The following is a 12,761-nucleotide window of genomic DNA, read 5'->3' on the forward strand; positions in this document are numbered from 1 at the left end:
TATGCAGTTATCGACAACACCACTGCAAGATGGGTTCTACTTTCCAGCTGAGTTTCATCCTATTGAAGAAGTTTGGTTGGCTTGGCCAGAAAGACGAGACAATTGGCGTGATAACGCCCTTCCTGCCCAGCAAACATTCGCTAGCATTGCGAATGCAATAGCAGAAGTGACTAAGGTTTGTGTCGCCGTGAGTGCGAAGCAATTTGATAAGGCGAGAACATTGCTTCATTCAGATATTCGGCTTGTTGAAATCCCATTCAATGATGCGTGGATGCGTGATATTGGGCCCACAGTGTTGGTGAATCAAGACGGCGAGCGTCGTGGAATCAACTGGCAGTTTAACGCTTGGGGTGGTGACTATAATGGCCTCTATGAAAACTGGCAGCAGGACGACCTAGTGGCTAGCTCAGTATGTGACATTATCGGAATTGATCACTACAACGCCCCATTCGTTTTAGAGGGGGGCTCAATTCATACTGATGGCGAAGGTACGCTCTATACAACAGAAGAGTGTTTGCTTAGTCCGGGACGCAACCCTGAGTTGAATCAACAACAGATAGAAACACATCTCAAAGAATATCTAGGTATTGAAAAGGTCATTTGGCTGCCTAAAGGACTATTCGATGATGAAACTGACGGACATGTTGATAATTTGATGCATGTAATTGCCCCGGGGAAAGTGGTATTGAGTTGGACAGATGATCCATCAGACCCACAATTCGCATTATCTCGTCAGGCGGAACAAGTGTTAAAAGATCAATCTGATGCTAAAGGTCGAGAGATTGAAATCATCCGTTTACCGTTGCCAGGGCCTTTGCACTATAGCGAAGCAGAAGCAAGCGGAATTGATAAAAGTGATGGAATGACACGTGATGCAGGGGAAAGGTTAAGTGCTTCTTATGCCAACTTTCTTATCGCGAATGGTTATGTGTTTTTGCCATTGCTCGATGATAGAACTGACGAGCAGGCAATAAAAATATTGCGGCAAGCGATGCCTGAACATCAAGTCGTTGGTATACCAACGCGTGAGGTTTTGCTGGGTGGAGGTAACATCCACTGCATTACTCAGCAGATCCCTGCTTAGGAAAACCATTATTAAAACAATGAACTATTGGTTTTCTGCTTGGTAGGGTAACTATCAGTAGACGCCAAGGTAAAGCTGTCAAAAGGAATCCCCATGCAACAAATTACAAATCAATCATTGCTGTCGTTTATGGTGCTAAATCAAGACCAAGGTATTGCTGTAAGTAACCCCGCGACGGGTGAAATACTTGGTTATGCACCAGTGTCGTCTGAACATGACATTTTAGATGGGGTCGAGCGTGCAAGCTTCGCGCAAAAAGAGTGGGCTTTGCTGCCAGCCAAAACCCGTTCTGGTTTACTACAAAAATGGTATCAGTTGTTACTTGATAACAAGGAAGATCTCGGTCGCCTGATGACGTTAGAGCAAGGCAAGCCATGGGCAGAAGCACAAGGTGAGGTGTTGTACGGCGCAAGCTTTATCGAGTGGTTTGCTGAAGAAGCGAAGCGTACCTATGGTGAGACAATTCCAGCGCCAAGTAGCGACAAACGCCTTGTAACTATGAAACAACCTATTGGAGTAGCTTGTGCGATTACTCCGTGGAATTTTCCTATTGCAATGATAACTCGTAAGGCAGGTCCAGCACTTGCGGCTGGCTGTAGTTTTATTGTGAAGCCGTCTGAATCCACACCTTTATCTGCTTTTGCTGTAGCTGAGCTAGCATATCAAGCGGGTATTCCTCGTGATGTACTGCAAGTGGTATTGGGCGCGAATTCTCGTCAAGTTGGCGGTATTTTTACCTCACATCCTCTGATTCGTAAGCTCTCTTTCACGGGCTCTACGCAAGTTGGAAGAGTGCTGATGCAGCAAAGTGCAAACGACATCAAGCGAACGTCAATGGAGCTCGGTGGAAATGCACCATTTATCGTATTTGATGATGCAGATATTGATGCGGCTGTGCTTGGTGCAATGGCGTCTAAGTTTCGTAATGCCGGTCAAACTTGCGTCTGCGCTAACCGTTTTTATGTACATAACAAGGTGTACGATGAGTTTGTTGAAAAATTCGATGCAGCAGTGCAGCAGCTTAAAGTAGGCAATGGTCTAGAAGAGGGTGTAAATGTTGGTCCGGTAATCAGCGAATCAGCAAAACAAGGTATTCAGTCCCTCATTGACGGCGCAATCGAACAGGGCGCGAAACCAGTTACTGAGCCGAAAACTCTTGATGGTCTATTCATGCAACCTGTCGTTCTCAAAAACGTTACGCATGATATGGATATTATCTCGCAAGAGATCTTTGGCCCCGTCGCTCCTGTGATCAAATTTGATGATGACCAACAGCTTATCGAAATGGCTAACGACACTATCTATGGCTTAGCGTCTTACTTCTATAGCCAAAATATCCACCGTGTATGGAAGATAGCAGAAGCACTGGAGTACGGCATGGTAGGAATTAACGAAGGCATGATCTCTACCGAGGTAGCCCCTTTCGGTGGAGTTAAGCAGTCCGGTATCGGGCGTGAAGGGGCAAAACAAGGTATCGATGAATACATGAGCATCAAATATCTCTGCTTTGGCGGCAACTAATCAAAGGACATGACAATGACAAATCAACAACTACATCAAAGAAGAAGCGAAGTTATCGCTCAAGGCATGGGCGCACTGTACCCACTTTATGTCGAAAAAGCAGAGAATGCTCACGTGTGGGATGTGGATGGAAATAAATATATCGACTTTGCTGCTGGTATCGCGGTAACGAATACAGGGCATGCAAATAAGCGTATCAACGAAGCGGTAAAGGCTCAACTGGATAACTTTTCACACACTTGTGCTATGGTGACGCCTTATGCCTCCTTTGTTGAACTGGCAGAAAAGCTCACAGAACTCGCCCCCGGTGACAGTGATAAAAAAGCGATTTTCCTGACAACAGGAGCTGAAGCGGTTGAGAATGCTGTGAAAGTAGCGAGAGCTCATACTGGCCGCAGTGGTGTGATTGCTTTTAAAGGTGGCTTCCACGGCCGTACTAATATGACCATGGGGCTAACTGGTAAAGTCGCGCCTTACAAAGCGGGCTTTGGCCCATTTCCAAATGAAATATTTCATGCACCTTACCCAAATGCTTTTCATGGCGTAAGCACAGAACAAAGCCTGCAAGCGCTCGATGATTTGTTTGCGTGTGATATTGAGCCATCACGCGTGGCGGCGATAATCTTTGAGCCTGTGCAAGGTGAAGGCGGTTTCTATCAAGCCCCCGCGGAGTTTGCTCAAGGCCTGCGTGAGTTGTGTGACAAATACGGCATTATGCTTATCGCGGATGAAATTCAAACGGGCTTTGCGCGCACGGGTAAAATGTTTGCCACTGAATATCTGGGCATTGAACCCGACATGATAACAATGGCAAAAGGTATTGCGGGTGGTTTCCCTATCTCAGCAGTAGTGGGAAAAGCCGGTGTTATGGATTCGGCACTACCAGGTGGCTTAGGTGGTACTTACGCTGGCTCTCCGTTGGGGTGTGTGGCTGGTTTAGAAGTCCTAAAAATTATCGAAGAAGAGCAATTGTGTGCTAAAGCAATGGGCATTGGTGAGGTTGTGAATGCCCGTATGAGCAAGCTACAGGAATCGGTTCCAGCTATTGGTGAAATACGTACCACTGGAGCGATGATGGCTATTGAGTTTACTGATCCAGAGTCAGGCAAGCCATTGCAGGACTTAACTAAAGCGGTGATAGCGAAAGCACAAGAAAATGGTCTTATTCTGCTTTCGTGTGGTGTAAAAGCGAATGTAATTCGTCTGCTTCCACCATTAACTATTGAATCTGAAGTACTCAGCGAAGGCTTAGATAAGCTTGAGAAAATTATTCTGGAAGTTGTTTAGGATTTGAGTTAAGACATTGTATTTTAATATAAAGGTCATTGTAGATATTCTTTTCGTGCTTATAATGTCCCTTCCTGAAATGTATTTACACATTGAGGACGGGGCTGTGAATGAATAAGTAAGGCCGACATCACGTCGGCCTTTTTTCGCTTTTCTAGTTAGAGAGTATTTAATTATTCATCGCCAGTTTACCTAGCTTCATTGCAGCTGCATGGTGGCGGTGCATTAGTTGTTCCATGTCTACGCCAATCACAGCGCCATTGTTCACTCGCCACTTACCTGCAACCATCACTTTATCCGCTTGTTGAGCACCACAAAGTAGTAATGCGGCCAGTGGGTCGTGGCTGCCAGAAAAACGAATATCATCGAGCTTGAACATCGCGATATCGGATTGTTTGCCAACCTCTAGTGTACCAATGTCGGTTCTGCCCATTGCCGCGGCAGAACCGGATGTCGCCCAGCGCAATGCATCAAAGTGTGAAACGTTGGCGGAACCATATTGCAGGCGTTGTAGATACATCGCCATGCGCACTTCGGCAATCATATTAGAGCCGTCGTTTGAGGCCGAACCATCCACACCTAGCCCGACTTTTACGCCTGCTGCTTCAAGGTCGTTGTTCTTACAAATACCGGAAGCCAACATCATATTGGAAGTAGGGCAGTGGCTGATGCCAATGCCTGCTTTGTCCAATCGTTTGATCTCTTCTGGGTTGAAGTGAATACCATGAGCAAGCCAAGTGCGTTCGTTGAGCCAGCCGACATCTTCTAGGTAATCGACAGGGCGTAGACCGAACTTCTCGATACAGAAGTCCTCTTCATCGAGCGTTTCGCATAGGTGAGTGTGCATCATCACGTTCTCACGCTCACTGATCTTGGCGGTCTCTTTCATCAGGTCGGTGGTGACTGAGAACGGCGAACAAGGCGCGAGTGCGATTTGAATCATCGCCCCTTCATCGCGCTGGTGGTAATCGCGGATCAAGCGTTGGCTGTCATCGATAATGGTTTGTTCGGTTTGAATGGTGTGTCGTGGAGGTAGCCCACCTTCATCTTCCCCAAGGCTCATGGAGCCGCGCGTAAATATCGCTCTTACACCTAGTTTCTCTGCGGCCTCAACTTGTAAATCGATGGCGTGCTCTAGCCCGTTTGGCAGCAAGTAATGATGGTCTGACGCTGTGGTACAGCCCGACATCATCAACTCAACCAGAGCTAACTCTGTGGCAAGGCTCATCATCTCCGAATCGAGGTTGGCCCAAACTGGGTAGAGGCTTTGTAGCCAATGGAAGAGTTCTTTATTGAGTGCGCCGGGGTAGGCTCGCGTTAGGGTTTGATAGAAGTGGTGGTGCGCATTGATAAGCCCAGGAGTCACAACATGACGAGAGGCGTCGACGCTGTAATCTACGGGTAAGGTCGGCTCTTTGTGTTTGCCAACCAGTTCAATGATTTTATTACCTTTTATGACGATTCCGCCTTCTGCATCAGCCTGCGAGCCAGTGTAGATTGCGAGAGGATTCTTAATCCAGATGGTTTCCATTCATAGTAGTCCTTAGCCATCTCAGCCTTTTCAGGGAAGAGGGTCTTTATTTGGTATTTGTTGTTGAAAGATAAATTCAAATCAAGGGCGATGAGACATTCACTGTTATCGTTACGCCCGTGATTCTACGGAAATCGGTTTTACGCTCGTTAGCGATTTATCTAGTTCGTTTTTGGCTCAGGGTTATCTGATGCCGTTTGAACGTCAGTTTCTGTTGTTGCTTGTTGAATCTCTAGCTGTTCGTTTGAGTGTAGCTCTTCTTCTGCTTGTTCTTTCATTTCTAGCTCAACTTGCGCTTGGCTTTCGGCTAACGCTTCTTGTTCTTCTGCGCGTGAAGATTTAGGCAATACAAGGTTAAGAACAACCGTCATGATGGTGCCAGTCGTAATGCCAGAGTGAAGGAAATTGGCCAAATCGTGTGGCAAATGTTGAAGCAATCTTGGTTCGAAGGTGACGGCTAAGCCAGACGCTAAACCTACACAGATTACTAAGGCATTTCGCTTGGTGTCTGCGGCCTTGATCAACATGCGGATACCCGCGTAAGCAATCATCCCGAACATCACAAAGCCCACACCACCCAAAACAGGTTTCGGAATCGTGACGGCAATAGCGGCTAATTTCGGGAATAAACCGCCTAAAATCAGCAAACCACCTGTTGCTGCCACTACATAGCGACTTGCCACACCTGTGATACCCACAATACCGACGTTTTGGCTGAATGATGCTAGTGGCATTGCAGTGAGGATGGAAGAAAGTGTGCTACCAAGACCATCGCCTAGCAGTCCACGTTTTAGATCTTTACCGCTGACTTGGGTTTGGCAGTTGTTGCCAAGCGCCATGAAGTCACCGGTTGCTTCAGCGATAACCACGATGTACACCAAGCTCATGCTGATGATGGCACTAGCAGAAAACGTAAAGCCATACTTAAATGGTTCTGGGCCACCGACCCAAGCAGCAGAGCTGATCTGCTCAAGATCGACCATGCCGAGTGACAGCGCCACAATGTAACCACCTGCTAGGCCAATCACGATAGCGGAGGCCGCAACCGCGCCTTTACAGTAAACCGATACGCCAATCACTATCCCCAAAGAGACCAGTGCGAGAAACAGCTTTGGCAGCGTGGCGAATTGTTCTGTGTTGGCAGGAGAGTCTCCGACCCAGTTCATGGCAACCGGTAAAATGGTTAAGCCGATTAAGGTAACCACTACACCACTTACCACGGTTGGGAACAGTTTCCGAACCTTGTCCATATAGAAGCTGGCACCAATCACCACGAATGAGCCGATAAGTGCTGAGCCCATGATAGCGGCGACACCACCTTCGTTACCGATGGAAATAGCCACACCTAAAAAGGCAAAGCTTGAGCCCATTACAACAGGCAGTCGAATACCAACAGGGCCAAAACCGAGACATTGCGCGACAGTCACAATACCAGAAGCCAATAGCGCCGCATTGATCAGTGAAACGATCTCTGTGTTAGGTAGGCCGATAGAAGCACCGACAATAAGCGGGACAGCGACGATGCCACCAATCGAGGCGAGCATGTGTTGTAAAGCAAGTAGAAGGGTTAGCCCATGGGGCGGTCTTTCATTAAGGGTGTACAGAAGTTTCATTTGATATTCCTCTGCCTGCGTTTCCGTTTACAGGCGATTGGCGGTCAAATAATGACTTCTACAAACTGCGTAGGGTCATAAAAAAGTGCACTGAATCGGTAGGGTTTCTGCTCTCTCGTCATCAATGCAATTAGCTTTCTTAAAAATCATGTTGTTGCTTGGCTTGCGAACCAGCCAAGCAACGTTGTGAGCAATCAAGAAATGACTGCTCAGGAGCTTTAGGGTTAACCGATGAACACTAGCTTGGCGATGAAGATAGCCGCTAGGAAGTACATCGAGATAGACACATCTTTGGTTTTACCTGTCGCCAACTTAAGCACTGTGTAGGTAATGAAACCCAATGCGATACCGTTCGCGATAGAGAAGGTCAGTGGCATCATTAGTGCGGTAATCGCGGCTGGAGCACCGTTAGTGAAGTCTTTCCAATCGACGTGCTGCATGCTGCTCATCATCACGAATGCGACGTAAATAAGAGCACCAGACGTTGCGTAAGCTGGGATCATGCCAGCAAGTGGAGATAGGAAAATCGCAGCTAAGAACAACACCCCAACCACAATCGCAGATAGGCCAGTTCGTGCGCCTGCTGCAACGCCCGCTGCACTTTCTACGTAACTGGTTACTGGCGGACAACCCACACACGCACCTGCCACACTTGAGATACTGTCGGCTTTCAGCGCTCTGCTCAGGCCTTCAATTTTTCCCGTTTCAGGGTTAGTTAGGTTTGCACGCTCAGCCACGCCCATCAAAGTACCCGCGGTATCGAACATGTTTACAAAAAGGAAAGCCAAGATAACGCTGATCATTGAAACATCGAGAGCGCCCATAATGTCCATTTTTAGGAACGTAGGCGCTAAGCTTGGTGGAGCCGCGAAGAAGCCGTTGTAATGTACTAAGCCAAGCATCATGCCTACCAGAGTCACACTCAAAATACCGATTAACACCGCACCAAATACTTTACGCTCACTAAGAACCGCGATGATAAGAAACGCGATAGCAGCTAATAGTGCTTCAGGTTTGGTGAAGTCACCTAATGAAACCAAAGTTGCTGGGTTTTCGACGACAATACCTGCTGTCTTTAAGCCAATTAGACCTAAGAACAAACCAACGCCCGCAGTCATGGAGTAACGTAAACTCACAGGGATACTTTCAATGATCCATTGGCGGACTTTGTAGAAACTCATCCCGACAAACAAGATACCTGAGATAAACACCGCACCCAGTGCCACTTCCCAGCTGTAGCCCATTTCGCTTACTACAGTGAACGAGAAGAAGGCATTCAAGCCCATGCCCGGTGCAAGGCCGACAGGCCAGTTCGCAAATAACCCCATTAACAAACAACCGATAGCTGCACCAATACAGGTTGCGACGAATACCGCTCCTGCATCCATACCCGATGCGGCCATAATTTGTGGGTTAACGAAGATGATATAAGCCATGGTTGCGAAGGTGGTGACACCGCCGACCAACTCATTTTTCACACTGCTTCCGTGTGCCTTAATTTTAAAGAGTTTCTCTAAAATTCCGTTATTCGCATCTTGGTTGAGTATTTCTGTTTTACTCTCACTCATGTCAGCAAGTCCTTTTATGTTGTGATCCATTTATTGAATACAGCGAGATTTCAATATTAAGTTTTAAGGTTTTTTCCTAGCCGCTATTTCTTTAGCTATCAGTTGATTAGTCATCAACTCTCTAACTAATAACGTTATTAGTATTTTTATATGAGCGTGTTTAATGAGCGCGCATCATTTTAGATGCACACACTAATCTGCTTAATATTTGTCGGTGAGCCTAGTTAGAAGTTCTAGGTCATGAGACTAACTGCCCCGGTAGGTTGAGAAACTGTAAGGGGAGACGAGAAGAGGAACGTGATAATGCGCTTCTGGATCATCTAAGCCGAAACGAATAACCACATCGTCTAGGAAAGGCACACCATCCAATTCCACACCTTTGCTTTTGTAGTAATCCGCAACGTAAAACACCAATTGATATTTCCCCGGTCGGAAATCATTCCCTGCCAGAATCGGCGCATCGGTTCGGCCATCGGAGTTAGTGATTACCGTCGCCAACTTTTCTGTTGAGTCTTCATTGACCTTATAAAGCTCTACCTTGATCTCTGCACCCGGTAAGCCGTGAGTCGTGTCTAATACGTGTGTTGTTAATCTTCCCATAGTCCTTTAATAGCGCTTTTGGCGCTCCTCTGTTCCGTGGTTTATCTGTCTGTTTCGACCTTGCAAAGAATGCAACTGGTCACTTTGTTATCACTAACTATGTACGAACTGTACACAATTAGTAAAGCGAATTGTTGGGAAAATGTTAACCACTGTGTCGTTTTTTCTGACTTTATAGATCTTGATTATCGTTTTTTGGTGAGTTTTGGTTTTATTAAGTTGTTGTTTTTAATTGGTAATAGTGCGAAAATTTAACTTGAATAACAAAATCTTTACATTGAGATAAATAATTGTATACAATAAATGTACAGGGATAAGGTTGCTCTGTTTATCGAGAATCCATTTGGTTGAATCATTTGGTGACTTACTTAAAGAGCGGCTAAGCCAACCACTTATGTTAGGAGTACTTGGATGAATAAGGATTATTCAAGAAATTTGATCGGTTACGGAGTTAACCCTCCAAACCCTCAATGGCCAGGTAATGCGCGCGTCGCGGTTTCTTTTGTATTGAACTATGAAGAGGGCGGTGAGCGTTGTTTGTTACATGGAGACGACGAGTCTGAAGCCTTTCTCTCAGAGATCCCGTCAGCACAGCCGATCAAAGGCGAACGTCACATGAGCATGGAATCCATCTATGAATATGGTAGCCGTGCGGGTGTGTGGCGTGTTCTTCGCTTGTTCGATGAATATGAAATCCCACTGACCGTATTTGCTGTCGCAATGGCGATTGAGCGTCACCCAGACGTTGCCAAAGCTATGGTCGAAGCGGGCCACGAAATTTGTAGCCACGGTTATCGCTGGATCGACTATCAATACATTGATGAGTCAGAAGAGCGCGACCACATGACTAAAGCGATTGAGATTATCCAACAAGTGACGGGTCAACGACCACAAGGTTGGTATACCGGTCGAACGGGGCCAAATACGCGTCGCTTGGTAGCAGAAGAGGGCGGCTTCCTTTACGACTCCGATGCCTATGATGATGACCTGCCTTATTGGCACACCGAAACCGGTGATCCACAACTGGTGATCCCTTACACACTCGATGTAAACGATATGCGCTTTTCAACAGCGCAAGGCTTCAACTCTGGTGAGCAGTTCTTCCAGTATTTAAAAGACACTTTTGACACCCTTTATATGGAAGGCGAAACCGCACCGAAAATGATGTCGGTAGGACTGCATTGTCGTCTTATTGGTCGTCCCGGTCGTATTGCTGCATTAAGACGTTTCTTAGATTACGTAAAACAGCATGACAGCGTGTGGCTATGTCGTCGAATCGATATCGCCAACCACTGGCACCAACATCACCCATACAACGAACAACAAAATTAGAACGAACAGCAAGGAGGCTTAACGTGACTGAATTTCGATCTTGCCAACCAACAACCATGAACCGCGATACCTTTGTCGCGCACTTTGCTGATGTGTACGAACACAGCCCATGGGTTGCTGAAGCGGTTTATGACCAAGGTTTGAATGCCGAAGATGATCATATCGAGAATCTTCATCTAAAAATGGCATCAACCTTGTTAAATGCCGACCAAGGCAAACAGTTGGCTTTGATCAATGCTCACCCAGATTTAGCGGGCAGAGCAGCAGTAAACGGCGAACTCACCGAGTCGTCGACCAAAGAACAAGCGGGGGCGGGCATCGACCAGTGCAGCGCCGAAGAATTTGAAAAATTCACTTCTTACAACAACAGCTACAAAAGTCGCTTCAATTTCCCTTTTATCATGGCGGTGAAGGGAGCCAATCGTTACCAAATTCTTGAGTCGTTCGAGATGCGATTAGGAAATGATAGTGAAACTGAGTTTGCTACGGCGATTCAAGAGATCAACAAGATCGCGATGTTTCGTCTCTGGGATATGTAAGTTAACGGAGTTAACAGCTATCTCAGCCCAGTCTTAGTGCGTTAAAGGTTTGATTTGTAAAAACATAAGCCACTAAGTTCTCATTTTATTATTACTTGATTAATTTCATAGGATTACACGGACATGACCCATAAATTTGAACAGTACATAAACCTTGCAGACGAAAAACTCGGCGCAGAAGCTATCTTCGCAACCGACGATTTTTTCGCAGATAAAAGCCGTCTACTCAGCCACGCAGCGCCAGAGTGGAAAGACGACTTATACGACGATAACGGCAAGTGGATGGACGGTTGGGAAAGCAGACGTAAACGTGGTGAAGGTTACGACTACTGTGTCGTTCGCCTTGGCCTAGCTGGCACCATTGCTGGCGTTGATATTGATACCTCATTCTTCACAGGTAACTTCCCACCTTCGGCATCAATTGACGCGTGTTATTCACCACAAGGTGAGCCAACAGACGCAACAGAGTGGCAAGAAATTCTGCCTTCAATGGCACTACAAGGTGATCATCATCATCTTGAAGCGATCGAAAGTGACCAAGTATTTACGCACCTACGTTTGAACATCTACCCAGATGGCGGTGTTGCACGTTTACGTGTTTATGGCCGACCAAGTGTAGATTGGGACGCAATTGATTCTCAGCAACAAGTCGACCTAGCATCGGTTGAACACGGTGGCCGAGCACTCGCATGTAGTGACGAACACTACGGAAACAAAGCCAACATCTTAGGTCCTGGCCGCGGTGAAAACATGGGTGATGGCTGGGAAACAGCGCGTCGTCGTACACCGGGTAACGACTGGGTTATCGTGGCACTAGGTCACCCAGGTAACATCGAACGCATCGTCGTTGATACGGCCCACTTCAAAGGTAACTACCCTGACAGCTGTTCAATTCAAGCCGCTTACGTGAAAGGTGGTACCGACGACCAAGTAGAAACACAAAGCCTATTCTGGCGTGAACTGTTGCCAGCACAAAAGCTGCAAGCGCACGAAATTCACGAATTCATTTCTGAGGTAAACGACCTTGGTGCGATTACCCACGTACGTGCAAACATATTCCCAGATGGTGGTATCAGCCGTTTGCGTCTGTTTGGTACGAAAGCGAAATAGGTAAGGAAATCAGATATGAGTAATGGAATACGTCGTTTATCCATCGAACCGTTAACCAAGCAGGCTTTTGCAGAGTTTGGCGATGTTATCGAGTCCGATAATAGTGATTTCTTCATGATCAACAGTGGATCAACACGTCGCTACCACAAGCTAGCGACAACGGATGTGCAAGACCAAGACGGAGAAGCCATCATCAGCATCTTCCAAGCCACACCGTTGAGCTACCCACTGACCATCAAAATGTTAGAGCGTCATCCACTTGGCTCTCAGGCATTCATTCCATTACTTGGTCAACCCTATTTAATTGTTGTTGCGCCAAAAGGTGACGATCCAACATTAGCCAATAGCCGAGCTTTCTTGAGCAACGGCCGTCAAGGAGTGAACTATCACAAAGGGGTGTGGCATCACCCAGTTCTCGCCCTCACCGATCAAGACCAGTTCTTGATCGTCGATAGAGGCGGCGAAGGGCATAACTGTGACGAAGTTTATTTCGACAGCGACCGAGTGGCATTGCATTTGGACGACTTGCCAACGGACGACAATAAGGAAGAGCAACGCTTAGCTAAAGCGTTGTGA

Annotated in this window: 11 protein-coding genes; 7 read left to right on the forward strand and 4 right to left on the reverse strand. The window is 46.7% G+C overall.

Annotation, left to right across the window (positions count from 1 at the left end; all coding sequences use genetic code 11):
• Position 1: 1 nt before the first annotated feature.
• The 3 genes from aguA (at position 2) to gabT (ending at position 3,892) form a co-directional block, all read left to right on the forward strand.
• Positions 2 to 1,084, forward strand: a complete 1,083-nt coding sequence (gene aguA / locus A6D97_RS16225) for an agmatine deiminase (RefSeq protein WP_017065007.1) — start codon at positions 2 to 4, stop codon at positions 1,082 to 1,084.
• A gap of 93 nt (positions 1,085 to 1,177) precedes the next feature.
• A complete protein-coding gene (locus A6D97_RS16230) occupies positions 1,178 to 2,605 on the forward strand; it encodes an NAD-dependent succinate-semialdehyde dehydrogenase (RefSeq protein WP_017065006.1) in 1,428 nt (475 codons plus the stop codon).
• Positions 2,606 to 2,620: 15 nt separating this feature from the next.
• Positions 2,621 to 3,892, forward strand: a complete 1,272-nt coding sequence (gene gabT, locus A6D97_RS16235; RefSeq protein WP_017065005.1) for a 4-aminobutyrate--2-oxoglutarate transaminase — start codon at positions 2,621 to 2,623, stop codon at positions 3,890 to 3,892.
• A 169-nt stretch (positions 3,893 to 4,061) separates the two neighbouring features.
• Here the strand turns inward: gabT and A6D97_RS16240 are convergent, their stop codons facing one another.
• The 4 genes from A6D97_RS16240 to uraH form a co-directional block, all read right to left on the reverse strand.
• Positions 4,062 to 5,423: an 8-oxoguanine deaminase gene (locus tag A6D97_RS16240; RefSeq protein WP_065584814.1), complete on the reverse strand. Its 1,362-nt coding sequence runs from the start codon at positions 5,421 to 5,423 to the stop codon at positions 4,062 to 4,064.
• 161 nt (positions 5,424 to 5,584) lie between these two features.
• Entirely contained in the window at positions 5,585 to 7,036 is a 1,452-nt protein-coding gene (locus A6D97_RS16245; protein WP_065584815.1) for a nucleobase:cation symporter-2 family protein, read from the reverse strand.
• A 224-nt stretch (positions 7,037 to 7,260) separates the two neighbouring features.
• On the reverse strand, positions 7,261 to 8,604 hold the full coding sequence (locus tag A6D97_RS16250) for an NCS2 family permease (protein ID WP_017067788.1): 1,344 nt from the start codon (positions 8,602 to 8,604) through the stop codon (positions 7,261 to 7,263).
• Positions 8,605 to 8,850: 246 nt separating this feature from the next.
• Entirely contained in the window at positions 8,851 to 9,204 is a 354-nt protein-coding gene (uraH, locus tag A6D97_RS16255; RefSeq protein WP_004732855.1) for a hydroxyisourate hydrolase, read from the reverse strand.
• A 411-nt stretch (positions 9,205 to 9,615) separates the two neighbouring features.
• Between uraH and puuE the strand changes: the two genes are divergently transcribed.
• From puuE to A6D97_RS16275, 4 genes are all read left to right on the forward strand, one after another.
• Positions 9,616 to 10,536 (forward strand): allantoinase PuuE, encoded by a 921-nt coding sequence (gene puuE / locus A6D97_RS16260; protein WP_065584816.1) that lies wholly within the window; start codon positions 9,616 to 9,618, stop codon positions 10,534 to 10,536.
• Between the two features lie 23 nt (positions 10,537 to 10,559).
• Positions 10,560 to 11,075, forward strand: coding sequence for a 2-oxo-4-hydroxy-4-carboxy-5-ureidoimidazoline decarboxylase (gene uraD / locus A6D97_RS16265; RefSeq protein WP_017061596.1), 516 nt, complete (start codon positions 10,560 to 10,562; stop codon positions 11,073 to 11,075).
• Positions 11,076 to 11,198: 123 nt separating this feature from the next.
• Positions 11,199 to 12,185, forward strand: coding sequence for an allantoicase (alc, locus tag A6D97_RS16270; RefSeq protein WP_065584817.1), 987 nt, complete (start codon positions 11,199 to 11,201; stop codon positions 12,183 to 12,185).
• A 15-nt stretch (positions 12,186 to 12,200) separates the two neighbouring features.
• The gene (locus A6D97_RS16275) at positions 12,201 to 12,761 is read left to right on the forward strand and encodes an ureidoglycolate lyase (RefSeq protein ID WP_004732859.1); all 561 of its coding nucleotides are present in this window, start codon (positions 12,201 to 12,203) and stop codon (positions 12,759 to 12,761) included.

The sequence above is a fragment of the Vibrio sp. ZF57 genome, from assembly GCF_001691235.1.
Classification (GTDB): Bacteria; Pseudomonadota; Gammaproteobacteria; order Enterobacterales; family Vibrionaceae; genus Vibrio; species Vibrio crassostreae_C.

Bases quoted from the DNA above. Each gene is read 5' to 3' on its own strand.
- gabT (WP_017065005.1), top strand. From the start codon at position 2,621: ATGACAAATCAACAACTACATCAAAGAAGAAGCGAAGTTATCGCTCAA.
- alc (WP_065584817.1), top strand. From the start codon at position 11,199: ATGACCCATAAATTTGAACAGTACATAAACCTTGCAGACGAAAAACTC.
- A6D97_RS16250 (WP_017067788.1), bottom strand. From the start codon at position 8,604: ATGAGTGAGAGTAAAACAGAAATACTCAACCAAGATGCGAATAACGGA.
- puuE (WP_065584816.1), top strand. From the start codon at position 9,616: ATGAATAAGGATTATTCAAGAAATTTGATCGGTTACGGAGTTAACCCT.
- aguA (WP_017065007.1), top strand. From the start codon at position 2: ATGCAGTTATCGACAACACCACTGCAAGATGGGTTCTACTTTCCAGCT.
- A6D97_RS16230 (WP_017065006.1), top strand. From the start codon at position 1,178: ATGCAACAAATTACAAATCAATCATTGCTGTCGTTTATGGTGCTAAAT.
- A6D97_RS16245 (WP_065584815.1), bottom strand. From the start codon at position 7,036: ATGAAACTTCTGTACACCCTTAATGAAAGACCGCCCCATGGGCTAACC.
- A6D97_RS16275 (WP_004732859.1), top strand. From the start codon at position 12,201: ATGAGTAATGGAATACGTCGTTTATCCATCGAACCGTTAACCAAGCAG.
- A6D97_RS16240 (WP_065584814.1), bottom strand. From the start codon at position 5,423: ATGGAAACCATCTGGATTAAGAATCCTCTCGCAATCTACACTGGCTCG.
- uraH (WP_004732855.1), bottom strand. From the start codon at position 9,204: ATGGGAAGATTAACAACACACGTATTAGACACGACTCACGGCTTACCG.